A 24,091-nucleotide genomic window follows, 5' to 3' on the forward strand; every position below is an offset into this window, starting at 1 on the left:
CACTTAATTTTATATTGATGAAAAACGAAAATACAATCGTTGCGCTTTACGACACCCATGATGAAGCAGAGCAGGCGGTCAGAAAGTTGCAAAAAAGCGGCTACGATATGAAACAGATCTCCATCGTGGGAAAGGATTATCACACCGACGAAAATGTGGTTGGGTACTATAATATAGGCGACCGTATGCAGAAATGGGGTGGTATTGGAGCTTTTTGGGGCGGTGTATGGGGTTTATTGTTTGGTTCCGCCTTTTTTCTTATTCCCGGTTTGGGGCCATTACTGATTGCGGGTCCATTAGTGGCATCGTTGGTAGGAGCATTGGAGGGCGCTGTCACTGTCGGAGGATTGAGTGTACTTGGTGCAGCTTTAGTTAGTTTGGGTATTGAGAAAGACAGTATTTTGAAATATGAAACGGAAATAAAAGCCGGCAAATTCATGCTTCTTGCGCATGGCACAGAGACTGAGGCGCAAAGCGCAAAGGAAATACTGGGCGTAGGGTATAAAATGGTTTATTAAAATAATTGATTTTTCAGTTTGTTTAAACACAGTTGAGAGCGCCCATGATTTATGAAAACAAAAAACGATCTTAATGCTGATATTCTGAAAATCACGATGATAATTCACGAAAAATTTCCTGAATTGTCTAAATATATTTTAGAAATGCCGATTTCAATTCCTGATGTTATTGATCCTGAAATAAGCATCAAAAATTTAAATGATTATTACGAATCTTTAACCGGGCTTTTGAAAAGATATGCAGTTAACCATAGTACCGTAACAAAAGAAATTATGGATGTAAAATGACGATAAATAATTGCAAGTAGACGGGGAAGAGAGATAGAGAATGTTTAAAACTTAATTTAGTCAAGATATGGATGAACTTGACAAATCATTTAAATATCCGGTGATCAAAAATACGTATTGATCTAAGTAAGGGCATAATAACATGAAAAAACTAATTGTAAAGAAAATGGAAAAAAGAATATTGACAGTACTGGTAATAATGACAGTTTTTGCAGGCAGTATATGTGCACAGGGAGGCCTCATTGACAATCGCAAAAAAATTCAGGTTGGCGTAAAAGCCGGAATGAACTACTCAAATGTATATGATACCAAGGGAGAAGAATTTAAATCAAGTGCTAAAGCAGGTTTTGCGGGAGGCCTATTTCTGTCAATTCCTATCGGAGCATTTATAGGAATTCAACCCGAAATGTTACTTTCCCAAAAAGGCTTTCATGCAACAGGCAGAATACTTGGTAGCGCCTATGATTTCACACGTACTACAACGTATATTGATGTCCCTTTGTTTCTTGCCATAAAACCTGCCGGGTTTTTAACACTCTTAGTCGGCCCTCAATTTTCATATTTATTGAAACAAAAGAATGTCTTTGAAAATGGCATTACGACTGTTCAACAGGAAAGCGAGTTTGAAAATGACAATATTCGTAAAAATACCCTATGCTTCATAGGCGGCGTGGACATTAACTTAAACCATTTTATAATTGGTGCAAGAGCAGGCTGGGATAGCATGAATAATAATGGAGATGGTACAGCTACAACCCCACGTTATAAAAATACGTGGTTACAAGGTACCATTGGAATTAGATTTTAGCACGTCTATTAATAAACTTAAAATGGCTATAATGAAAATCATCAAAAAAAACAGTATACTGATTTTTTTTAGCATCCTGTTGTTGTTTTCAATTGTCTCGTGTTCTAAGAAAGTTAACTTTTTAACATCGCCGGTCGTTCCGGCAGCGCGAGGGTATGTAAAAGTGTCTAACGACAAAAATAAGAACTATGTTGTTCAAATTCACCTGCAGGATTTAGCGGAGGTTCAAAGATTACAGCCGTCAAAACAAACGTATATCGTTTGGATGATTACGGATCACGATATATCGAAAAATATTGGGCAAATAAAAAGTTCAGCAAGCCATATGTCAAGGCAACTGAAAGCAAACTTTGAGACGGTATCTTCCGTTAAACCAACAAAAATATTTATTACCGCCGAAGACGATCCAAGTGTTCAATTTCCGGGCACACAGGTTGTATTATCAACTGATAATTTTTAAGATTTTTAAAGTGTGACGATGTAATTATTTATCCTTGTTCTGCAGCATCTCAAATTGAAAAGCAGAGGGGTTTTGTGTTAAAGAGTGCAAATTAAAAAACTTACATAAAAGGTACTCTTGCTATGATGTTAAACTAACAACGCCTCGAAAAAGATATTTCGAGGCGTTGTTGATTAGAGTTACTCTTTGTACTTAATGCTATTTAAGTATTCAATTGCTTTCAAAACCTGTTTAAATTTTTCAATATACTATCAGGGTTTTCATGCGACAATTTTTGATAAATTTCTATTAGCCACTTCCTGAAGTCTTCATATCCTTGATTATTGCAGAGCTTCATAATAATCAATTTCTTTATATTCATAGAAGGAGAGAGTCGGTCACGCCGCTGAAAAAAAAGCCGGCAATCAATGACTGCTGACTTTCGCCGTATATGTTCGATAAATGTAGAGCTACATTCATGATAAAGACGTTGGCAGCGGGGAAAAGTCACCAAAAAAACATTACAGACATTTTTTGCAGGTCCGGTCATGAGCCAACCTAAAGATCAACGTAGAAATAATTAAAGAAGGACTTGGCGGCGAATGCCGCCTGTTAAAGAGAATACAAAAACCCCGCACAGAGGCGGGGTTTGGTATAGAAAACAGTTTAGGGTTTAGTAAAATCAGTACTCAATTTTTATCCAACGCAACAATACTTTCAACTTCATACGAGCCGCTTTCAGTGCGTACATTATATACTTTCGACACCGTACGGGCTGCTTTTTGGATAGCAGCAATTTCCGCCGTTACAAAACGACCTGATACGGCATCACGTACAAATATCCAATCACCGACGGCCAGTTGATTTATTTTTTTCTTTCCTGTCAAGGTAAGAAGGGGATGTGTTTCGGTAGCTTCCAAGGCGATCAAGCCACCGTGTACTTTGGCGCTTACCCACGCCTGTCCGTGCGGTTTAATGAGCAGCCGCGTAAGCCGGAAACTTCCTTCGTGCTTCTCGACTTTGGTTACTTTTCCTGAAAAGATACCCGAAAGCATTTCTCCCACGATAACATCAGAAAGATGTTTTTCACTTCCATCAACCAAATTGACAAAAGTTTCGGCAGGGAAGCAAAAATCGTTGGGGTCTTTCTCTTCTTTGGCAGTGGTATCGGCCACCGCTTCGGTTTTGAGTTGAGACAACATATAGGCCACACAAACCGCAAAGCCATCGGCCAATTTATTGTTGGCTTTTAAATCAACGATGTATTGATTCCAGACCTCCTTGGGGGCAAGTTTGTTGGGAATGTACAGCTTGAGTTGTTTGCCCGGCGCGGTAAACACAGCCAGACTGCCAACGCCATTCATGGCAGTACCTTCCGAAACTTTATACAGATAGATCTTCCGCTCAATGCCGTCGTTCAGGTTAAAGGTAAACAATCCATCGGCTCCTTCCGGACGGTCAAAGACGTAGCCTTGTTCGCGGATGTAGGTATGTTTTTCAACACTTTTCAGGGGAATCGCTTTTACTTTGGCATATTCTGCCGGCGTAATGGCGCGCATATTGTTTTGTGCATGTACGCTTATACATGCACAAAAACATACAATAAAAAAGAATCTCATTGGGTAGAAATTAGCTGATAGATTTGGTAAAAGCGTCTTTAAATGCTTTCATTTCATCCATTGTACCGATACTTACGCGGCACCAGTTTTGTTGATCAAAAAACCAACTGCGCACGCTTACACCTTCGGCCATCATTTTTTGAAGAAGTACCTGTCCTTTTATTTTGATGGGGAACAACACGAAATTTGCCGACGAAGGCAAATAGGTGATATCCATAGACTTGAGCGTATCGTAAAGGAATTTCTTTGACTCAGCTGTATTTTTCAATACCATTTCCTGAAAGGCTTTGTCTTTGAAACTGGCAGTGGCGGCGGCGGCAGAAGTTGTTGAGACAGTGAAACCGCCTGAGCAATACTTACGCAGTTCTTTAAGTGTGCCGGGTTGACCAAGTGCGTAGCCAATTCTGAGACCTGCAAAGCCGTGAAGTTTCGAAAGTGTTCTTAAGATCAATACATTTTGACCCTTGCGAACATTCTCCACCATACTATCGGTAGCAGGGTTCGGTGCATAATCAATATAGGCCTCATCCACCAATACCGTTGTTTTAGAAGAAGCTACGTCGCAGAAAGAACGCAGTTTTTCAGAAGGAAGCATTACGCCGGTAGGGTTGTTTGGATTACAGATATAGATCATAGCGGTATCTGTACCCACGCGTGTAGCCATGGCATCAAGATCATATTGATAATCCTTGGTCAATGGTACTTTATCCGTTGGCATGGTGGCGCCCTCATCCCGTGCATCGCGACCTGAGATATAGCAGGTTTCGGCCATCATCACTTTTCCTTTAGCGCCGGCCATCAGCAGGCTTGCCATCAACAACTCAGAGGAACCGGCACCTAATAATATTTGATCGGTTGAAACACCGTGCATTTCAGCAATGGCTTTACGCAACTCCATAGTGGTTGGGCCGGCGTATAAAAAGGCTTTAGGAGCATTGTCAGAAATAGCCTTGATAGCTGCCGGTGAAGGGCCCCAGGGGTTCTCGTTGGAAGAAAGGCGGGCTTTGATCTGCGGAGCTGCTGCCAGCATCGCTTCGTGCGCCAATTCTATTTCTCGTTCCGCATAAACATTCAGAATTCCTAAGTTATTGGTAGGAGCAGCGATCACTTGCCCGGCTTGTCCCAAAGTAAGGCCGGCGGAAGCAAATAATCCTGACTTTAACCAATCACGACGATTAAGGTTAGATGACATAGGAGTAGTGGAAAAGATGGTTGATTTGTTTGGAGGGAGGAAATGGATTGTTCTCGCTTGGCAACGATAGGCAATTTGTTATGTTGATAAAGTGTAATTCCCTTGGGTAAATCTACTTTTAAATAGCTTTGAAAATTAGAAAAAGATAATTTTCTTAACTAATTAAATGTTGAATATCAAAACTAAAAAATTGAATAAAATCAAAATGGCAAACAAAAATAGATAAAAATTGAAGTAAAAAAAATGAATTTGTCAAAAATATAGAAAAATATGTAAAAAAATGAACTGGAATATTTTGATGTATTTATAAAGTAAGTAACGTATTTCGTCTAAAATATGAAATAATATTTTGTATTATCTAAGAAATAATTGTTATTTTCTTATAATTTTCAAAAAAATCGAAAAAATATCGAATATACGTTTGGTAATTTGTAGTCAACGACATACTTTCGAATCGGATTTACAAAAAAAATACAATTTACTTCTGTTTGATGTTCTTCTTTAGCCGCACTTGTAGAAGAATATTAATCGAGAAAAGAACTCTATAATAAACAGGAATAACTCTTTGCTCGAGTTGGTGCTTACCCTAAAAGTTTGTGCTGAATCTTAACCTAAATTAATCATTACCATAATTGAAGAAAAACGTAACTGCCTGTCACAAGGCAGTTACCGATTTTCTTAAACGATAAAGGAGGAAATATCCTCTTGCTTGGCCACGCTTGCCCGACTGTAACGGTTGTTGACACTTATGCGGCCTGTGCCGGCAAATTCGGTACAGTCGGTGCGTAGCGTGAAGTACCCCTTTTACTAAATCTCATCTTTACTAACACTCATCAACTCTAACAGGCACCCAATGAAAAGACTTCTACTATTTTCTACTATGTTGGCAATAAGTTGGGCAGGTTATGCGCAGCGGATGGTCACGGGTACGGTAACTTCCAAGGATGAAGGTGTTTTACCGGGCGTAAACGTACTGCTAAAAGGTTCACGGACAGGTGTTGCAACAGACGGAACAGGGACTTTTAAAATTTCCGTTCCGGACGATAATGCCGTTTTGGTATTCAGTTTTATTGGGTATGGAATGCAGGAAGTACTCGTAGGTACTCGTTCATCGGTGAGTATTGAGCTTTTACCCGACGTAAAAGCACTTCAGGAAGTAGTGGTTACGGCGTTTGGTATTGAGAAAGAAAGAAAAGCACTTGGGTACACAGTGCAGGAAATTAAAGGCTCACAAATTACGGAAGCGCGCTCTAACAACGTCGTCAATAACCTGGCAGGGCGGATCGCCGGTGTGCGCGTTCAAAGCAACGGCGGCCCGGGTAGCGGCTCAACGGTGCAGATTCGCGGAAGTTCTTCCGTTTCAGGCAATAACCAACCGTTAGTAGTTATTGATGGAGTACCCATCGACCAAACTACGTCAAGCCGTCTGACAAGCAGTGGGGAAAAACAATTCGGTGGCGGTTTATCGGAAATCAGCCCCGACAACATCAAAGATATCAGTGTTTTGAAAGGACCCAACGCGGCAGCATTGTACGGATCAAGAGCGGCCAACGGGGTTATTTTGATCACGACCAAAAACGGTGCAGGAACCAAAGGGATCGGGATTGAGGTCAATAGCAACGTTACGTTTGAAAGACCTTCGGTAAAACCTAAATTCCAAAATACATACGGCGGAGGAAATGGCTACCGTACATGGTACAACGACGGCTGGTCAGGTTCGATCACCGATCCAACCGAGATCCAACAATACCGCGCGGCGTACGGATCTTCAGCTCCGCTCACGGGAACGGAAGGAACGGACGAAAGCTGGGGTGCGCCGATGGACGGCCGTTTGGTACGTCAATGGTGGACCGGTAAAGACGTTGCTCCGTTGACTCCTCAACCCAATAACTGGGAAAGCTACTGGCAAACAGGGGTGACCAACACCAACAACGTTGCGCTTTCGGCAGGCAATGACAAAGGAAGTTTTCGCTTGTCAATCGGTCGTATGGACCAAAAAGGGATCATGTATAAAAATGATTACTGGCGTAATAACTTTAAGCTAAATACGAATTATAATCTTACGACAAAATTAAGCGCAACGGTTTCTGCCGAATACGTAAAGACGGGTTCCGGCAACCGCGGTTATCAGGAAGGGCAGCAATTTATTTGGTCGCACCGTCATACGGATTGGGCAAAGTTGAGAAATTATAACGATTATACCGCCGTTCACATTCAACGGGCTGTAGCAGGTAAATTGCCCGACAACGATCCGCCAAACTGGCAGCACACGTTCTTCACAAACCCTTATTTTACGCAGGATGTATTGCCGCTGTCAAACGAGAAAGACCGTATTGTGGGCAATATTGCGTTGAATTACAAGATTTTACCTTATTTGACTTTGATGGCGCGTACCGGAACGGATTTGTGGACCGATACACGCATCAACATACTTAATTTTGAGCGGGTAAGAAACGGAAACCTAACGCCGGGCCAATATTCAGAAGAAGTGCTTCGTGCGCAGGAATCCAACAGCGACGTTATCTTATCATTCAATAAGAGTCTTAACAAAGAATTCTCAATAAGTGCGCAGGCGGGTGGAATTCGCCGCACCAACTACTATAAGCGTAACTTTACGCAGGTAGGATCATTGGTAGTGGATAAGCTGTATAACTTATCAAACTCCGTAACGAGTTTGAACACCGTTGCCAGCCGCATTGAAAAATCAGAAATGCAAAGCTTGTTCGGAACCGCGCAGGTAGCGTGGAGAAATGCTTTATTCCTTGATTTTACCGCTCGTAACGACTGGTCAAGCACGCTTCCCGCTTCAGCACGTTCTTATTTCTATCCTTCGGTATCGGCAAGTGCCGTATTGACCGATCTCTTCGATCTTCAAAGCAGCATTCTTTCTTTTGGTAAAATCCGGGCAAGTTGGGCGCAGGTTGGAAATGATGCCTCAGCCTACCAGTTGAATCAAACGTACCGCTCAAGCAGCGCTTGGGACGGGAGTACGCCCGAATATTACGAAAACCTCACTATTCCTAACTCCAGCCTAAAACCTGAAATCACGACCGGAATTGAATTGGGATTGGACGTACGCTTTTTACGCGGGCGCTTGGGATTGGACGTGACTTATTATAGTCAATCCTCTAAAAACCAGATCCTTGGTGTTGAGATTTCGAAAGCGACCGGTTACAACAGCCGAATCCTGAACGCGGGGGAAATCACCAACAAAGGTCTTGAGGTCATGGTGATCGGTACGCCGATCAAATCAGCCACCGGATTTACGTGGGATGTGGCCCTGAACTTTGCCCGCAACCGCAACAAAGTAGTGGCATTGGCCGAAGGGTTGACTACCTATACTTTGCACACCCAACGCGGATTAACTTCTGAAGCGCGGGTAGGTCAACCTTACGGAGCTTTGTACGGGATCGGTTTTGAGCACGCACCTGACGGACAGGTCATTTATAAAGATGGTTTGCCGGTGGTATCAACGGTTCCGCGTCTTTTAGGAAACGTTCAACCTGATTGGACAGGTGGTTTCTCAAATACATTTACGTACAAAGGAATCTCGTTGTCGGCATTGATCGATGTACGGATGGGCGGTGATTTCTTCGACGAAGGAACAGGTACTGCCCGTTGGACGGGTCAATACGAAGAAACGGCCGTTGGTCGTGAAGAAGGTATCATTGGTACAGGAGTAAAAGTGGTAAGCACAAACGCCGATGGTTCAGCCGTTTACGCTCCCAACGACGTAATTGTATCAGCCAACCAATTGTACGGTTACAACAACCCGCGCCGTTACCACGAAGCCGTTATCTACGATGGCAGCTATGTAAAACTTCGTGAGATGACATTGGGTTATGCCATTCCTGAAGCATTTTTGAAAAGAACGGGTTTCATCCGTACCGCGAAAGTGTCGGTAGTGGGCCGTAATCTGGCGATTTTGTTCAAGAATACGCCGCACATTGATCCTGAAGTAGACCGTTTTGCCGGTAACCGTCAAGGGTTTGCGTATGGTGAGTTGCCAAACTCAAGAAGCATTGGTTTCAACATTTCACTTGGCTTTTAAGCAAGTGACCGGGTAGAAAACAGGCTTTATCAATTGAACTAAAAAGACTTTTACAATGAAAAAACATACACTTTTATCATTCATTTTGGCCGTATTTTTTGTGACTTCCTGTACCTCGGAATTCGACAAAATGAACGTAGACCCCAACAATCCTACCGCCATTGGGGCACAATACCTGTTGCCTTATGCGATGGAAAAATCGGTAGATCGCTACTGGGGAGGAAGTACACGTTTTGAGCGTTTGAATATTGACGGAATGATGCTTTGGATGCAATACTTTACCCGCAATATTTATTCGAACGAAGGGGATAACTACGGAATTTCGCCCGCCTTTTATAACAATAACTGGGCCTCTTTTTACAATGACGGCATGCTGAACTTTCAGCGCATTATCACTGAAAGCGGAACAGGCGGCAAATCGCCGAACACAAACTATGAAGGTGTTGCATTGGTGATGCGCTCGTGGTTATTCTCGGTAACTACTGATCTGTGGGGTGCCATTCCGTATTCGGAAGCCTTGAAAGGAACCGTTGAAACGCCCATCTATACTCCTGCGTACGATTCACAGGACAAAGTATACGAAGGAATATTGAATGACCTCAAATTAGCGAACGAGAAATTGGTCGTAGGTGGCCCGGGTGTTCAGGGGGATATTATTTATGCAGGTAACATCCTGAAATGGAAGAAGTTCGCTAACTCACTGCGTTTGCGGTTGGCAAACCGTCAGGCCGCTAAAAAGTCGGCTGAATCACGGGCGATCATGAAGGAAATCTTGAGCGATGCCACTAAGTATCCGATCTTTGTCGGTAATGAAGACAACGCCATCGTAAAAAACACGGCAACACTTCCAAGCAATAACGAGTGGCACCAAGTGATGATCCGTGACAGCCGTACTGACTGGAACATCAGCAGCACATTGGCTGACAAACTCAACGGACTCGGCGATACCCGTATTACCATTTATGCCAACCCGGTTGGAGGTAAATATGTAGGTCACCCCAACGGGTTGCCGGATGCCATTGCCACAACGTATTTGTCAAGCAGTTCAACGATTGGTAATTACTTTGTTCGTGCCGAAACTCCAAGTGTGATCATGACATTGTCGGAACTGAACCTCATTCTGGCCGAAGCAGTGTTAGATGGCGATATCACAGGGGACGCAAAAACGTATTTCGAAAAAGGAATTACCGCTTCTTTTGAACAATATGGATTGAAAGTTCCTGCCGATTATTTCACCAAAGTGGGAACTGTAACCCGCGAAAAAGTACTTGACCAAAAATGGATCGCTTTGTACGGAGTGGGAGTAGAGGCCTGGACCGAATACCGTCGCACAGGCTACCCTGTGCTTCCGGCCAAAGACCCGCGTGCCGTGTTTGAGAATGATGGCATCCTGCCAACCCGCTTGCCTTACCCAAGTACGGAGTACTCGCTTAACAAAGCCGCTCTGGATAAGGGGATTGCGCTCAACGGAGGCGCAGATAATATGAAGACAAAGCTTTGGTGGGCAGAAAAATAATTGTAATTTCACACGGATATCTAATTTATAAATATTTCAACAAACACTTAATTCAATGAATCAGAAAATTGACCGCCGCAGTCTATTAAAATCAGGTTTTATGACCCTTGGAGGGATCGCTGCCATGCCGGCCATCGGTGCTTTTGCCAACGTTCCTTCTCGCGTAGATGCAAATGGTAATATTTTTCACAGTCCTTTACTACGGGAGTCATTCTTGGAAAATCCTCCAAAAACCTCTCCAACCGTGATTCGTATCAATGCCAACGAGAACCCTTATGGCCCGCCAATGAGCGCTCGTAAAGCCGTAACGGAATCAGTGGCAACGGGAAGCCGTTATTCGTGGAAAGAATTGGAAAACCTTGTAGGCAAAATCGCTAAAAAAGAAGGTGTAACTCCTGATCATATCATGATGGGGCCCGGTTCGTCTGATTTGTTGGAAAAAGTAGCCATCGTATTGTTCCAAAAAGGAGGAAATGTCGTTTCGGCTGACCCAACTTATATGTCATTGGTGAAAGTAGCGGAAGCAACAGGTGCTTCTTGGAAAGCCGTTCCGTGTAAAGGCGACTGGTCGCACGATCTGAAAGCAATGGAAGCGGCAATTGATAAAGACACTAAATTGGTTTACATCTGTAATCCTAACAACCCGATGGGAAGCATTACTTCAGGCAAAGAATTGCTTGATTTCTGCTCACGCGTATCGGAAAAAGTGCCCATTTTTGTAGACGAAGCGTATCTTGAATTGGCCGTAGGTGCTGATACTCAGAGCATGGTGTCATTGTTGACTCAAAAGAAAAACGTCATCATTGCCCGTACATTCTCTAAGATCATGGGTATGGCCGGATTGCGCGTAGGATACATCGCTGCTTTGCCTTCAACCCTTGATCAAATTCAGAAGATCACGCGCGGCGGAATGGGTATCACCCAAACTTCTATTGCCGCAGGTGTTGCCAGCATGGACGATAACGAGTTTCAGGATATGACGCGCAAGCTCAATCATGAAGTGAAAACGTATCTTTGCAAAAACCTGGATCGTATGGGTTACAAATACGTAACTTCTTACACCAACTTCGTGATCTTCCCTATCAATATGCCGAGCAAAGATATGCTCCAGAAAATGATGGCAAAAGGAATCATGGTGCGTGGATATGAGATCCAGGGCAAACCTTGGTGCCGCGTAAGTATGGGCACAATGGATGAGATCAAACAGTTTGTAAGTGCCTTAGAAGCAATTAGTTAATTTTTAGTATAAAGTAGCCGGAGGTAAGGCGTAGATGTGAATCAACGCCAATAATAAACACTTCCGGCTGCTTCATTCACTTCATCAGAACTTATTATGAGTGACGCTCTGCAAAAAGCATTTACTTTGCTGTTACTGATTGTATTGGGTTTGATCTTGCGTTCAAAATTCAAAAACAAACAGCAAACCGACGGAATCAAGGAAATGGTGCTTTCCGTAGCACTTCCTTCCACCATTTTCATCGCTTTAATGAAGGTAAACGTTGATTCAAAATTGATCATCGTTCCTGCATTGACGTTGGTTTTTAACTTTTTCATGTACTTTATTACGCCCCTTGCTTTAACCTTCTTTGGGGTAGAAAAAAACAGTTCTACAGGACGTACGCTTATCATGTTGTTGCCTTCATTGGCACCGGGCTTATCCTGCTTTCCTTTCATAGCTGAGTTTTTGGGCGAAGAAAGTGTAGCAATGGCCGCTTTGGGTGATGTAGGAAACAAATTCTTTGTCTTGATCTTTTTGTACGTCATTGCCTTGAATATGTTTCTTAAAAATGCCAAAAGCGAAGAAGCCAATCTCGGCGATAAGATCAAGGGCCTTTTGCTCAATTTGGCAAAAGAACCCATCAACATCATTATTGCCTCAGCGCTTATTCTGTTGAGTTTCGGTGTTAGCTTTAAATCGTTACCGGTCATAGTTGCTGATATGTTTGACAAAACCAGTGCGATGATGACCCCTTTGGTGTTGATATTCATTGGGTTAGCGGTTCAGTTGAAGCAACGCAAAAAACGATTGATCAGCTCAATGCTGATGTTCAGAGCGGGTATCACGATGCTTTTCAGCGCGGCAGTGATTGCAGTGCTCGGAATCAAAGAACCCACAATGGTGCTGTTAGCGGTGGCCATTCCTTTGAGTTCTGCCAGTTTTTGGCCTTTTGCACACATTTCAGCGTTCAACCTGCGGGAAGAAGCCGCCGGATTGCCCAAAGAACGCCGCACATTTGATGTAGAATTGGCTGTATTAGTTTTAGCTTTTTCGTTACCCTTTTCGACGTTACTCATTCTTGGGATCTTATCGGCAGGAACATTTTTTGCTGATCTGCCAACGCTTATTATTACGGGTTTCCTCTTTATGGGAATCGGCGTTATTCCCAGCCTGATTGAAAAATCAATAATGAAGGTTTCAAAAGCCTGATTATGTAATAGTAAACGGTAATCCGCTTTTGCACTTAATCAACTAACACTAAAACCAAATGAACTTATGAAGACTGCAAAAATACTCCTTTTCGTTGCCATGGCTTTTGCAGCCGCCTCGTGTAAAGTAGAAGATCCTTTTGTAGACCGTGTGGTAGCACCTGTACTTTTGGTATTTGACAATGCCGTAGGAGACGGAGGCGGTTTTACAACAGAACCTACTGTTCTTTCAAAAGCAACCACTTCGGCTACCGTAAGTGTGCGCATTTTGGAACTGGACAAAACCAATATTCTTGATTATAAAAAAGGAATTGATTCGATTCCTGTTACAGGATTGGCTTTATCGCTCACAACGCGTGCCGGAGTAAAGATCGCTGACGTAACAACCGACGCGAAAGGCCGCGCTGTTATTACCAAAACCTGGGCTGAATTTGGCGTAGCTGCGCCCAAAGCCGGGTCGATTGTTTCGCTTACCTTAACGGGTAAATACAAAGAGCAATCGTTTTCTAAATTGGCTCGTTTACAGGCCAATTAGTGTATCAACAACTGTGCGAAAGCGCAGTCTTTAAAGAAGAATAATCTGAGTAATTGGTGTCGCTTGGTTGGAGAAAGTGGTCAATATCAACAAACTATTCGATCTTATACTTAATGCGTGATGCCAACCCAACTCATTTTAGAGTAATATTATTGGTGGGTTTGAATAATCAATGATTGAGTGGACACAGCCGAGGCATTCGCTTCGGCTGTGTTTTTTATGGTGAGATTAAAAAGTTATTCCCCCAACCACGTCTTAAAATCACTCGCTTTTTCCCGACCCACAATGACCTCTTCGTCAAAGGCCGGTAGTAGTTGAAGCTTAAGTTTGCTGTTGAAATAAAGATTTACTTTTTCAATGGAATTTACGGAAGCAATGACCTGTCGATTTAACCGAAAGAAAAGGCGCGGGTCCAATTCTGCGAAAATCTCGTCCAACGTATAATCAACCAAATAATCCCGACCTTCCCATGATTTGGCAAAACTCAATTTATTTCGGGTGTAGAAATAGGCAATGTCTTTGGTGGGAAGAGAAAACATTTTTTGCCCTTGCCTGATCAAAAATCGCTCCCGATAGACCGGCACCGGTGCAGGAGCCAATTGTGAAAGTAATTTTCTGATCGAATGCTGAAGATCGTTGGAATTGTTCGAAAACGTTTCTTTGAACTTATTCAGTTTGTGTAAGGCGCGACGCAGTTCTTCGGCTTTTATGGGTTTCAGCAAATAATCAATGCTGTTGACTTTGAAGGCTTTAATGGCAAAATCATCGTACGCCGTTGTAAAAATGACGGGACTTTGCACGGGTACTTGTTTAAAAATTTCAAAGCTTTGTCCGTCGGCCAATTCAATGTCAAGCAGGATCAGATCGGGCGCGGGATTTGCCCGAAGCCACGTAACTGACTCTTCAATGCTTGTCAAAATGCCTAAAATGATGGCATTGGGTTCGATTTCCGGCGTCAGGCGTTGCAATTTGCGGGCGGTCAATTCTTCGTCTTCTACGATCAGGATATTCATGTTAAAGTTCTCCGTTTGTAGCGGATATGATTGAGGGGTTGATGAGTGGAATCATTACCTGAAAAATAGTTTCTGTTTGGCGAACAACAACGTGCGATTGTCCCAAGAGTCGATATTTGGAAGAAATATTGGCCAAACCCGTTTTATCGGACGGAATGCTTTTGGTTTTCTTTTGTAAATTATTGACCACAAATAAATTGTTTGATTTATCGGTGAAAATGCTGATTTTCAGAGGTTGAGATGCAAGAATTACGTTGTGTTTTACCGCATTTTCGACCAATAACTGTAAAGTGAGCGGCGGGATCAAATACGATAATTTGTCGGCGGGAATATCTTTTTCGAGCACAATGCCATTGCCAAAACGGGTTTGGAGCAAATGAAAATAAGCGTCGATAAACTGCAATTCATTGTCAAGTGTGGTCAACGGCTGTTCGTTGTTTTGTAAAAGATACCTATAAACTGACGATAATTCTTCAATAAATCGCTCGGCTTTTTTAGGGTCTTCAGTGACCAACGATGATAAAGTACTCAAGCTGTTAAACAAAAAATGGGGCTGAATCTGCGACTTCAACGAATCCAGTTGGGTTTGCAGGTTCTCTTTCTTCAACCTTTCGGCTTCATAATGTGTTTTCCACCATTGTTTGTACAAATAAATTCCTTCGTAAATGGCCAAAATAGGTAATAACATGACCAAGCCGAAAATAATATTGAAGAGGTAGCGCTGCGCCGTAAAACTATACCCCCAAAACTGAGTAAAACTGTAAAAAAAAGAGAAAGTAAAACGAATGCCGATGGTAAGAATGAACGTCCGGAACAATAAGAACGAAACTCTTTTGCCGGTGAGTTTAATACCCGGGTACTTATCGCGCGACTTTATGATCACCAGCCGATTGATTTCCCAAAGCACCACAATGGCAAATACCGAATGAATGATCTCGGAATGTATATCAAGACGGCCAAAAGCATTTCCTTCGTGGTAGATCACCAGCGCGACAAGCGTAATAATGGGTACGCCGATGATTCTAAGCCACTTATCGTTAAGTTTTGTCATTTATAAAGTTAAAAGAAGAGATTAATCCAAGGTTTGCAGGATCAATTTCCAGTTGTTATTCTCCTTTATCCAGAGCCGTAGATAATTGCCTGTTTTAGTACCGGAAGCCACACTGCCATACACATACGCCAAATCACCGGCTTTCGAAATTCCGCCATCCAATACCTTTAAGGTTCCCGGAAGAGGAAGTTTTTGCAACGTTTCTTTTAATATTTTTTGGTCATTGATAGGCTGCTTTCCCGGCAAATTGAAATGAGCCGTAGAGTGTAAATGGGGTAAAAGTGCATTCCATCCATTAGAGGTAATGGATTGATTAATAGACTCTTCCAATGAAAGTGCATCCTTGTAATTGGAATTTGAGAACGAATGTTGGAGTGAAATTTCTTTTACCGCTGTAACCGGTGAATGGGGTTCTTTGTAAGCGTTTCCCAGATCTATTAAAAGTTTAAATTCGCCGGCGCTGTTTTTCTTCCAAATGGACGAAAAGTTGCCTCGCGCCACGACGGAATCTTTCTGAGGAGATTTTACTGTGTAGGGGCCTGTGTTCATTCCCAAGTCGCCGGAAGCGCTGATGACCGAAAAGGAAGGTTGCCAAAATAAGACAGGAGACTTGTCGGGTGCTTTGCGGTAATACTCAATGCCATTGATGGTTTTTCCCTGATTGAATACCACACCGGAACTGTCCAGATACTTTAAAAAACCTTCTTTGATGGAATGCGTTGAGGTAAACGTTGCAAATTGATTTTCAACATTTATCAGCGCCTGAATGGGTTTTTGGGCAACGGCAGTAAGCGCAAATATTCCCGGCAAAAGCCCTGCAATAAGAAGGTGGCATAATTGTTTCATGACCTTTTAGTTATAATTTCTTTCCAAAATTCTTAAATACAATTGAAACCTGAAACGGAAGGCGTGCTGAACCGGTGATTTTTAAGGCCGAAGTGCCGAAGAAATTTTGAGATTGGAAATAGTGAAGGTAAAATGATAATTTAGAGCAGAAAAAATACGGTAACAATTAATCATGAGGAGAACGCAATGAATTCCGCAAAAACTTCGAGGCGAAACATGCTCAGACTAACGGGGGCTTCCTGCGCCGCCGTTTGGTTGCATCCTTCTTCTTTATTTTCAAGCAACGCACAAACAATGATCCAACGAAAAATACCTTCAACGGGAGAACTTTTGCCCATTGTGGGCTTGGGAACCTGGCAGCAATTTGATGTAGGGTTGTCGGAAAGTGAACGCCAACAACTCACCGAAGTCCTGACGCAGATGATTGAACAAGGCGGTAAATTGATTGATTCATCGCCCATGTATGGTCGTTCCGAACAGGTGATCGGGGAACTTTCCACACTTCCGGCCATCAATTCAAAGCTCTTTTATGCGACCAAAGTGTGGACCAACGGCAAAGAAGCGGGCATTCGTCAAATGCAGGAATCAATGACCAAAATGCGTCGCAAAACCCTTGATCTGATGCAGATACATAATTTGGTTGATTATAAAACCCACCTGCAAACGCTGTATAAATGGAAAGAGGAAGGGAAAATTCGTTACATCGGCATTACGCACTACACGGCTTCGGCGCACGAAGAATTGGAGCGCATTATCAAGGCAGAAACGATTGATTTTGTACAATTTAACTATTCCATTCGGATAAGGAATGCCGAAAAACGATTGTTGAATGCCGCCAAAGAGAAAGGCGTGGCGGTCATTATCAACGAACCGTTTGAGTCCGGAACGCTGTTTAGCGCGGTCAAAGGGAAAAAACTTCCTGACTGGGCGGCCGAAAATGACATCAATAGTTGGGGTCAATATTTTCTGAAATATATTCTGGCCCATGAAGCTGTCAATTGCGTTATTCCCGGTACGTCCAATCCCAAACACGTTGTCGACAACATAAGCGCCGGCTTAGGCCGATTGCCCGACGAGAAATTACGCTTAAAAATGATCGATTATTTAACTGCCGGTTAAGTGATTCATTGATTAATGGTTTTCAGGTTGATGCTCAAAGAAATAGAGCGCAGGGCGGGAATTTTGAAACCCATGCGGGAGAAGGAAGGGCTTTTCAAAAAAGCCCACCACCCCAATACCAATCCTGAAAATCAATATTTGTAAAATGTCGTCCTACGAGTCTGCTTTGAGATAATTCGAGGTCAGCGGAGCGATAATTCAATGTTTTAAGATCCGGATAAGATGGAGTTTCTTTTACTTCAATCGCCGTATCTTTGTTAAGAATAAAATCTATTTCCTGTCCCGATTTTTTTTGATAATAAGCTACCTCACCCAAACGCAGCAGTTGCAGTGCAACAGCGTTTTCAAAAATCTGCCCACTGCTGACTTGTGCCAGTATTTGCAACATTCCCGTATCTGCAATGTATACTTTGCGTTGCCCCGCGATTTCCTTGTCTTTGTTTTTGGTGAAAGAAGGAATTAGATGAATAAAATAAGTATATTCAAATAATGCCATGTATTCGGTTAACTTGTTGCGACTGATGCCTGAAATGCTGCTCAATTTACTCACATCCAGTCGGCTGCCTGTGCGTGAAGCCAGCAATTGACAGAGTTTGTATAGGTCATTGCTGACCCGAAAATCGGCTAAAAGTTTGATATCCAGTTCTATATAAGCATTAATAATATCTTTTAGAAAAGCCGTTTTATCGTCAGCTGTTTCTGCCAATATCACTTCGGGGAATCCCCCAAACCGTAAAAATAATTCATATTCCTGCCTAAATAGTTGGTAAATAGGCTCCGAAAAGAGTTTTTGAGCAGTGCCTTCAAATTGCGAACGGGCAAATCCCCGGAACAGCAGAAATTCATCAAATCCGAGTGGAAACATTTCAAAAATCCGTTTTCGTCCCGCAAGACTTTCCGTAAAATGATTTTTAAGATAATAAGAACTGGAACCTGTCAGTATAAACTTGACGGCATAGGTATCATAGAGATATTTGATAACACTTGGAGAATTGGGTACAAGTTGAATCTCGTCTAAGGCCAGGACCGCCAATTGGTTTAGTTTTAATCCCATTGCTTCTAAACCCACTTCAATTGTTTGGTAACTGTTTTGACCGAATAAAATACGGTTTTCAATTTTCTCGAAATCTAAATATAGCTTATTCGTGTGATCAATCTTTCCCAATAGAAATTTCAATGCGGTTGTTTTTCCCACTCGCCTCATACCTGTAATAACAGTGGCCTGAGGTCTTGACAAATGGGTTAATAACTCGCCGAAAATTGTTCTTTGTAGCATATAGTCTAACTTTTTGCACGAAAATAATGCAAAAAGTTAGACTATATGCCTAAATAAGTGAAAATTAGTTAAATAAGGTTGATTTGACGCTACTCCGTAACAATCAATCGTTGCGGAAAAGTAACAACTCCATTGGCCGTGCTTATGGCAATCGAATAAGTGCCCGGGAGCAGATCGCGTTCAATAGGCGTTGATAAATTGATAATGAGCTGATTGGGCGCGTCACTTTTGCAGGCGTTCAGGCAAGCGCCGTCTGCCTGAATTCGGGTTGACGTACCGGTTGCACTATTGGTGAATTCTATGGTGCTGATGTGTGGATTGGTGTATAGATTTTCAACGGGTAAATTCATGGACAACAATTTGGTTTGTCGTGAAAAACGGAGTGGAGCAGTACTCGCCAGTGCCTTTAGGGCTCCTTTGGGAGGCAGAATAACAAGTCGGTAGTTGACCGTTGTTGTCGTATTACCAATGGCCAGCCCAGGTTCTTCGGTGTAATTATTTTTAGTACAACTGCAAAAAGACGTTAAGTCGACCGTATTTGTTGAGGTTAACCCTCTCAGTATCTGCGCATCATCGGTCAAACGAAGGGTTGGTTTTAACCCTTCTTCCAAAACCGACGGAAGCCGAACGGTGATGGTATGATTCAATGCATCCAATGTGACATCTTTATCGGGGATACCGGCAAATGAAATAGATTTGATCGCGGGCTTGGTCACATCCATATCGCTTGATGTTCGACAGGCCTGTTGGCCAACGGCAAGAACGATCAGCAAAGCAGTAACTGTATTTTTCATAGAAATGAGCTGATTAGAGATGGTGTAAAGAAATTTTATAATTGGTATTTAACCGTAACTATTCCCTGAATACTTGTGACCTGTTTTCCGGAGCGACTGAGGCCAAATCCGGGTTGATAATTAAAGACGCGTTTCCCAATATAATCGTCTCTGGTGGGCTGAAGGCCATACTGGATGCCTCCGTCAAATGCTATTCGCTTGGCAAGGCGAATGGTTAATCCGCCGGTAAAAGCGCCGCCCCAAATCACTCCTTTGGCTTTCAGGTAAGGATTTTGGGGGAACGGGGAAAAGCCCGGGTCAATGATCTCTAACGTACCTGTTTGGGAGTAATGCGAGCCGATCACCTGCGCTCCGATAAATAGATTGAACGCCGGCCGGTTGTTCGCAAAACTGAATAAATAACTTCTGATGCCGAGTTTAACGAATGCCCCTGAACTTTTCCGATCGTATATTCCATCGTATACTTTACTGAATCCCTGAAATGAAGCACGGTGCGTATACCCGACATTGAGGGTCAACGCGTACGCCGGGTGTGCAGTGAGTTCAGACGCGAGTTCGAGCGCAGGAGCCGTCAATGGAAAAACAATATTGACGCCGACACTCTTTCGCCATTGCGCCTGTACCTCATCCAGACCACTAAAAAACAGTATAAGTATGAGCAAAAATAACCCTTTCATGATTTGTTTACAGTATTTCCGAAAGACGCTGAAAAGCCGCAAAGGGTTGGATACAGCCACAAAAATCAATGCCTGAAACCTAAATACTGAACCAGAAAGAGAATTTAATAGCGAAAGGGGTAATGCCGGGATTTTGGCGATACGTAAGGCGGTGAATGGCATCAACGCGTAATACCTTAAAGATATTATCAATGGCGTAGCCAACTTCCACATAAGGCTCTTTGTTCAGCGTGCTAAAACCTAACACTGTTCGCCCCTGCGAATCGGTAGTGGCCAGAAGGTTCGTGTTGGCAGGTCGTACGCTGCCATAAAGTACTTTGGCATTGGCTAAAAAACGCCATTTCAGGCGTTTAATGGCAGGAATGCGGTTGAAAAACAGGCCTTCAAAATTGTGTTCGTACCGAAGTTGTACGTAGCGGTCGCTCACAAATTCAAAGTAGTTCATTAGGTTAAAGGCATTTTCCACGTAAAAAAGGGATTCATTTCCCAGCGGCGTATAGAGCATGGGGTAGGGCAGGGTGGAAGGAATATACCCCAACGTGATGTTGTAATAAGAACGACCCCAAATGCCTACGCGGAAATTTTGTTTTACATTTAAAGACAAACGATGGTAGCTGAAATCACTGTTCATGAGATTTCGCATTCCCATTTGATAACGAAAGATCACGAGCGGCCACCGCTGAGTGCCGAGGGTAAGGCGTTCATTTTCATTGTAAATAAAAACCTCGTCTTTGCCCCAACGTGTCTCAAAAAATAACTCGGAATTTTGATACATGCTCTGAATGGGAGAGCGGTCGCCCAAGGTTGGCGTGGTTCGGTAAGCAAACGCATACATTGGCTCAAACGAACGATGACGTATGCCCACCGTCTGCGTAAATCCTCTGAAAAGTTCACGCTTGATATACGCCGAACTGACCCCTTCAAAATACCCGCGCCGATAAGCACCCCAACGGGTCATAGCCCCAAAAAGAACGTTGTTGCCGATGGCTTCCGACGAAAGCCCGATCCGCTCCAGATCGTAGCTGTGACTGATACCGCCAATTGTCCAGGGCTTACGACTGAAAATGTAATCAATGCTGAAATTGTACTTCCATTTTTGGTCCAGCGTGCCGTAAGCGGCATAACCGCTCAGTACCCATTTACGGCTGAAATCGGGGTTGGTCTTGCCGCCAATGCGAATGCGATTTCCTTCTATGATGTTGTTGGAATACAGATATAAAAAAGGCCCGGCGTCAATGTTTATTTTGGGAAGCCGTTTATAACCATTGACAACCATGTTCAACACTTCCACATACGTACGTACTACGGGAACCTGTTTGACGGAATCAATGAGTCGGTAAGCAACTTGTTCGCCTGCCGTAAGCGGTTCATGCCGGGTTTTGTCCCAATAGTCGTCCGGATAGTCGCGATAATCTTCCGAAAGCTCAAGCGGATAATCGTAGAACTTTGGAGGGCGGGGTTTATTAACGGTCACATTGCGGTTGGAAGTATAAAACTTAACCAACATTCCGGCCGTAGAATCGGTCAATTCGGCTACATCAAGCAATACGCGTGATTTGACCGGCATCCAGGTACTGTCGCCGATCTGTTCGTATTCCTGCTGGATCTTTATGCGTTCAATGAAATTAATGTTGGCACGTTTGCCCACAGTGGCGTCTACCTGTACGAGTGCATGCGTTAGGGTATCTATCCAGATGGAACCGTTGAAAGCGAGGTCTTGCTCGCGTTTTGGTTCATAATCAATCTGATAGCACCAATAGCCGCCCACAAAAGTCGTGTCGATCAAATAGTATTCGTACGTGCTTTTCCAACCGTCGGCAATCGGAGAGTGAAAGTCTTTTTCGACAATGCTCAACCAATTTTGGTAAAAATTATACTGCTGAAACGAGGACCCGATCAACTGTGAAATAAGGCTGCCATCCGTGACGGCAATTCCCGAAATCTTGGTTTTAAGGATCTGTTCTTTCTTTTTGCGCGGATCTTCCCGAAAGTAATAGTTGGAAATCGATTCTGATAAATAAATGGGAATCACCGGACGACCGTCCTCACCTGCAATTTTCTCGAATTTATTAACTGCGTCCGTGATCTTCCGAATGGCCTTACGCTTTTTGAAACGTTCGGAAAGATTATCGACATCTACTTCGATCTTGTTATAACTTTCGTATTCGTAGGCATTGAGTCGATTGGGATTGTGCGCCGGTTTTTCTTTGATCACTTTCCGCAGAATATTGTAGGCGGGATTTTCACCCGCATATATCTTTACTTCCTGTAATTTTATTCCTGCCGATTCCAGTTGAAAATCAATGACTTGATTGGTTGAATCCTTACGAATGGCTTTTGTTCGGGTGCGATAACTCATGGAAGAAGCCATCAGAGAATCGCCGGTCTGTGTAGTTTTGAGCGCGTAAAATCCTTCGAAATTGGTCGTTACACCCAGTGTTGTTCCCTTAATGGCAATGCCCGCAAAAGGAATCGGATCACCCGTTTGAGCATCCGTAACACGTCCTGAAAGGGTATAAGTGGTTTGACTAAAGCCTTTGAATGACAATAACAGTACGAAAACGAGAAACGTACGAGGAATATACAGTAAGAGTAATCGTCTAATCACAGGTGGGAAAGTTGGTTCATGGTCTGTCAGTAATAACAAACGCCTGTTGAAAATAGAAAAGTTTAGGCAGTCTGACAATTATTTTATGCTTTTTTATTGAATATACGCAATTTTAAGGCCATATCGTTGCAATATTTAAAGTTATTCCAAAAATAATCCCCTCACTGAAGAAACTCAGGAGGGGATTATTGTGCATAAAGATTCTCAAGTCTTTGTCGTCGGATAGGAGTATCCGACGGCACATTTTCGATTATGATTGATTTTCATTGTATTCCACATGCCATGTGTGATCGGCAAGCATCGTGACTTTGGCAATATAGCGACTATACTTATACGAACGTCCCCATTCGTGGGGTGCGATCATCGAAAGCACATCGTTGCCATCTTCTTTTTCGTACACATGATAGACTTCATTCAGTACCGGCTCAAAGTTCATTTGGGCCGAATATATCCGTTCCGAAACATCTACCCGCTGCCGCAATTCTTTGGCTTGTTGGGCCAGTGTGGCCATTTGTTGGTAGATTTGGTTCAGTTGCCTTTCGGTTTGCTGACGCATGGCCAGTACCGCTTTGCCTTTCGCTCTGCCCATGTCTTCGGGCTTGATGACTGCCCCGCCGACCGAGTGGGCATACGCCATAAGTCCGGGATTTTCAGCTACTTTGTCGGGATTGATCGGATTTTCTACCATTATATAACCGTTGTTTGTTGGTAAATAAGTTCAACGCACAAAATTAAATATTGTTTGGTCGAATTGATAAAATGAATGCCTATAAGGGTGTAAATAATAAATAATAGTCTAATGAAAATAATAATATTAGATAATACATCTATAAAAATAAATAATTTAAGATAATATATATGATGATGCGTTTGTGAAATTGAACCGAAAAATGGTGAAATGAAGATCGAAGCGCCAATGCGCCTGATCAATGTAGAAGTAATGATGTCTTGTGAGAAGGGTTGCTCACAACCCGACCGTCCCGTCCGACCCCTTACTATGCTCAGGCAATTAATTCTCGCCTTTGCCCAAAAAGGTGAAAGGTGTTACGGGCAGTTGTAATGGTGGTTTTATCAATGGGGTTTTCCGTTGGGTTTGAGGTGTTGAGCATAACCGACAATGATGCTGAAACGACTAATTCGCTTATATCTCCGAGCCCGTTCCAACGACCTGATTCGTATTGATGATTCCAACGGTCTTTGTCGCGACGAAGTATTTTACGATTAAAAAAGTCTTTTGCCTTTGCTATTGTGCTCATTAATGTTGTTTTTTGAGTGTAAATGTACCCAACAAAATTACGTTTGGCACCATGCTTG

At 42.9% G+C, this 24,091-nt stretch carries 21 protein-coding genes; 10 read left to right on the forward strand and 11 right to left on the reverse strand.

Features of this window, described 5'->3' with window-relative positions; all coding sequences use genetic code 11:
- Nucleotides 1-17 precede the first annotated feature (17 nt).
- The 4 genes from ACQY73_RS00485 (at nt 18) to ACQY73_RS00500 (ending at nt 2,074) form a co-directional block, all read left to right on the forward strand.
- Nucleotides 18-518 (forward strand): general stress protein, encoded by a 501-nt coding sequence (locus ACQY73_RS00485; protein ID WP_428659927.1) that lies wholly within the window; start codon nt 18-20, stop codon nt 516-518.
- 51 nt (nt 519-569) lie between these two features.
- A complete protein-coding gene (locus ACQY73_RS00490; RefSeq protein WP_428659930.1) occupies nt 570-806 on the forward strand; it encodes a hypothetical protein in 237 nt (78 codons plus the stop codon).
- A gap of 142 nt (nt 807-948) precedes the next feature.
- On the forward strand, nt 949-1,614 hold the full coding sequence (locus ACQY73_RS00495; protein WP_428659933.1) for a porin family protein: 666 nt from the start codon (nt 949-951) through the stop codon (nt 1,612-1,614).
- A gap of 31 nt (nt 1,615-1,645) precedes the next feature.
- Nucleotides 1,646-2,074 carry a hypothetical protein gene (locus ACQY73_RS00500; RefSeq protein ID WP_428659936.1) on the forward strand — a complete coding sequence of 143 codons (429 nt, stop codon included), beginning with the start codon at nt 1,646-1,648 and terminating at the stop codon, nt 2,072-2,074.
- A 668-nt stretch (nt 2,075-2,742) separates the two neighbouring features.
- On the opposite strand, the gene ACQY73_RS00505 is transcribed toward ACQY73_RS00500, so the two are convergent.
- On the reverse strand, nt 2,743-3,612 hold the full coding sequence (locus ACQY73_RS00505) for a hypothetical protein (protein ID WP_428659939.1): 870 nt from the start codon (nt 3,610-3,612) through the stop codon (nt 2,743-2,745).
- A 70-nt stretch (nt 3,613-3,682) separates the two neighbouring features.
- Entirely contained in the window at nt 3,683-4,864 is a 1,182-nt protein-coding gene (locus tag ACQY73_RS00510; protein ID WP_428659942.1) for a pyridoxal phosphate-dependent aminotransferase, read from the reverse strand.
- A gap of 853 nt (nt 4,865-5,717) precedes the next feature.
- Here ACQY73_RS00510 and ACQY73_RS00515 point away from each other — a divergent pair.
- The 5 genes from ACQY73_RS00515 to ACQY73_RS00535 all read left to right on the forward strand — a co-directional run bounded on the left by ACQY73_RS00515 (nt 5,718) and on the right by ACQY73_RS00535 (nt 13,393).
- On the forward strand, nt 5,718-8,915 hold the full coding sequence (locus ACQY73_RS00515; RefSeq protein WP_428659944.1) for a SusC/RagA family TonB-linked outer membrane protein: 3,198 nt from the start codon (nt 5,718-5,720) through the stop codon (nt 8,913-8,915).
- A gap of 55 nt (nt 8,916-8,970) precedes the next feature.
- Nucleotides 8,971-10,431 carry a SusD/RagB family nutrient-binding outer membrane lipoprotein gene (locus ACQY73_RS00520; protein ID WP_428659947.1) on the forward strand — a complete coding sequence of 487 codons (1,461 nt, stop codon included), beginning with the start codon at nt 8,971-8,973 and terminating at the stop codon, nt 10,429-10,431.
- A gap of 55 nt (nt 10,432-10,486) precedes the next feature.
- The gene (locus ACQY73_RS00525; protein WP_428659950.1) at nt 10,487-11,668 is read left to right on the forward strand and encodes a pyridoxal phosphate-dependent aminotransferase; all 1,182 of its coding nucleotides are present in this window, start codon (nt 10,487-10,489) and stop codon (nt 11,666-11,668) included.
- Between the two features lie 96 nt (nt 11,669-11,764).
- Complete coding sequence (locus ACQY73_RS00530) at nt 11,765-12,859, forward strand: hypothetical protein (RefSeq protein WP_428659953.1); 1,095 nt, start codon at nt 11,765-11,767, stop codon at nt 12,857-12,859.
- Between the two features lie 66 nt (nt 12,860-12,925).
- Nucleotides 12,926-13,393: a hypothetical protein gene (locus ACQY73_RS00535; RefSeq protein ID WP_428659956.1), complete on the forward strand. Its 468-nt coding sequence runs from the start codon at nt 12,926-12,928 to the stop codon at nt 13,391-13,393.
- Nucleotides 13,394-13,629: 236 nt separating this feature from the next.
- Here ACQY73_RS00535 and ACQY73_RS00540 read toward each other — a convergent pair whose 3' ends face one another.
- Genes ACQY73_RS00540 through ACQY73_RS00550 form a run of 3 tightly spaced genes read right to left on the reverse strand, consistent with a single transcriptional unit; the run spans nt 13,630 to nt 16,303 of the window.
- The gene (locus tag ACQY73_RS00540; RefSeq protein ID WP_428659959.1) at nt 13,630-14,406 is read right to left on the reverse strand and encodes a LytR/AlgR family response regulator transcription factor; all 777 of its coding nucleotides are present in this window, start codon (nt 14,404-14,406) and stop codon (nt 13,630-13,632) included.
- Between the two features lies 1 nt (nt 14,407).
- Complete coding sequence (locus tag ACQY73_RS00545; RefSeq protein WP_428659962.1) at nt 14,408-15,457, reverse strand: sensor histidine kinase; 1,050 nt, start codon at nt 15,455-15,457, stop codon at nt 14,408-14,410.
- 21 nt (nt 15,458-15,478) lie between these two features.
- Nucleotides 15,479-16,303, reverse strand: a complete 825-nt coding sequence (locus ACQY73_RS00550; protein WP_428659965.1) for a hypothetical protein — start codon at nt 16,301-16,303, stop codon at nt 15,479-15,481.
- A gap of 216 nt (nt 16,304-16,519) precedes the next feature.
- On the opposite strand from ACQY73_RS00550, the gene ACQY73_RS00555 reads away from it, so the two are divergent.
- Nucleotides 16,520-17,422, forward strand: a complete 903-nt coding sequence (locus ACQY73_RS00555) for an aldo/keto reductase (protein WP_428659967.1) — start codon at nt 16,520-16,522, stop codon at nt 17,420-17,422.
- A gap of 94 nt (nt 17,423-17,516) precedes the next feature.
- Here ACQY73_RS00555 and ACQY73_RS00560 read toward each other — a convergent pair whose 3' ends face one another.
- From ACQY73_RS00560 to ACQY73_RS00585, 6 genes are all read right to left on the reverse strand, one after another.
- Nucleotides 17,517-18,698, reverse strand: a complete 1,182-nt coding sequence (locus tag ACQY73_RS00560; protein WP_428659969.1) for an ATP-binding protein — start codon at nt 18,696-18,698, stop codon at nt 17,517-17,519.
- Nucleotides 18,699-18,787: 89 nt separating this feature from the next.
- Nucleotides 18,788-19,492 carry a hypothetical protein gene (locus ACQY73_RS00565; RefSeq protein WP_428659972.1) on the reverse strand — a complete coding sequence of 235 codons (705 nt, stop codon included), beginning with the start codon at nt 19,490-19,492 and terminating at the stop codon, nt 18,788-18,790.
- A gap of 35 nt (nt 19,493-19,527) precedes the next feature.
- Nucleotides 19,528-20,169 (reverse strand): hypothetical protein, encoded by a 642-nt coding sequence (locus tag ACQY73_RS00570; RefSeq protein WP_428659975.1) that lies wholly within the window; start codon nt 20,167-20,169, stop codon nt 19,528-19,530.
- 79 nt (nt 20,170-20,248) lie between these two features.
- Nucleotides 20,249-22,777: a DUF5686 family protein gene (locus ACQY73_RS00575; protein WP_428659978.1), complete on the reverse strand. Its 2,529-nt coding sequence runs from the start codon at nt 22,775-22,777 to the stop codon at nt 20,249-20,251.
- Nucleotides 22,778-23,027: 250 nt separating this feature from the next.
- Nucleotides 23,028-23,465 (reverse strand): DUF2452 domain-containing protein, encoded by a 438-nt coding sequence (locus ACQY73_RS00580; protein ID WP_428659980.1) that lies wholly within the window; start codon nt 23,463-23,465, stop codon nt 23,028-23,030.
- Nucleotides 23,466-23,778: 313 nt separating this feature from the next.
- Entirely contained in the window at nt 23,779-24,033 is a 255-nt protein-coding gene (locus ACQY73_RS00585; protein ID WP_428659983.1) for a hypothetical protein, read from the reverse strand.
- Nucleotides 24,034-24,091: the final 58 nt, after the last annotated feature.

Source organism: Runella sp., assembly GCF_965279615.1.
Taxonomy (GTDB): domain Bacteria; phylum Bacteroidota; class Bacteroidia; order Cytophagales; family Spirosomataceae; genus Runella.

Coding starts and splice junctions, on each gene's coding strand:
- ACQY73_RS00485 (WP_428659927.1), top strand. CDS start 18: ATGAAAAACGAAAATACAATCGTTGCGCTTTACGACACCCATGATGAA.
- ACQY73_RS00490 (WP_428659930.1), top strand. CDS start 570: ATGAAAACAAAAAACGATCTTAATGCTGATATTCTGAAAATCACGATG.
- ACQY73_RS00495 (WP_428659933.1), top strand. CDS start 949: ATGAAAAAACTAATTGTAAAGAAAATGGAAAAAAGAATATTGACAGTA.
- ACQY73_RS00500 (WP_428659936.1), top strand. CDS start 1,646: ATGAAAATCATCAAAAAAAACAGTATACTGATTTTTTTTAGCATCCTG.
- ACQY73_RS00505 (WP_428659939.1), bottom strand. CDS start 3,612: ATGCGCGCCATTACGCCGGCAGAATATGCCAAAGTAAAAGCGATTCCC.
- ACQY73_RS00510 (WP_428659942.1), bottom strand. CDS start 4,864: ATGTCATCTAACCTTAATCGTCGTGATTGGTTAAAGTCAGGATTATTT.
- ACQY73_RS00515 (WP_428659944.1), top strand. CDS start 5,718: ATGAAAAGACTTCTACTATTTTCTACTATGTTGGCAATAAGTTGGGCA.
- ACQY73_RS00520 (WP_428659947.1), top strand. CDS start 8,971: ATGAAAAAACATACACTTTTATCATTCATTTTGGCCGTATTTTTTGTG.
- ACQY73_RS00525 (WP_428659950.1), top strand. CDS start 10,487: ATGAATCAGAAAATTGACCGCCGCAGTCTATTAAAATCAGGTTTTATG.
- ACQY73_RS00530 (WP_428659953.1), top strand. CDS start 11,765: ATGAGTGACGCTCTGCAAAAAGCATTTACTTTGCTGTTACTGATTGTA.
- ACQY73_RS00535 (WP_428659956.1), top strand. CDS start 12,926: ATGAAGACTGCAAAAATACTCCTTTTCGTTGCCATGGCTTTTGCAGCC.
- ACQY73_RS00540 (WP_428659959.1), bottom strand. CDS start 14,406: ATGAATATCCTGATCGTAGAAGACGAAGAATTGACCGCCCGCAAATTG.
- ACQY73_RS00545 (WP_428659962.1), bottom strand. CDS start 15,457: ATGACAAAACTTAACGATAAGTGGCTTAGAATCATCGGCGTACCCATT.
- ACQY73_RS00550 (WP_428659965.1), bottom strand. CDS start 16,303: ATGAAACAATTATGCCACCTTCTTATTGCAGGGCTTTTGCCGGGAATA.
- ACQY73_RS00555 (WP_428659967.1), top strand. CDS start 16,520: ATGCTCAGACTAACGGGGGCTTCCTGCGCCGCCGTTTGGTTGCATCCT.
- ACQY73_RS00560 (WP_428659969.1), bottom strand. CDS start 18,698: ATGCTACAAAGAACAATTTTCGGCGAGTTATTAACCCATTTGTCAAGA.
- ACQY73_RS00565 (WP_428659972.1), bottom strand. CDS start 19,492: ATGAAAAATACAGTTACTGCTTTGCTGATCGTTCTTGCCGTTGGCCAA.
- ACQY73_RS00570 (WP_428659975.1), bottom strand. CDS start 20,169: ATGAAAGGGTTATTTTTGCTCATACTTATACTGTTTTTTAGTGGTCTG.
- ACQY73_RS00580 (WP_428659980.1), bottom strand. CDS start 23,465: ATGGTAGAAAATCCGATCAATCCCGACAAAGTAGCTGAAAATCCCGGA.
- ACQY73_RS00585 (WP_428659983.1), bottom strand. CDS start 24,033: ATGAGCACAATAGCAAAGGCAAAAGACTTTTTTAATCGTAAAATACTT.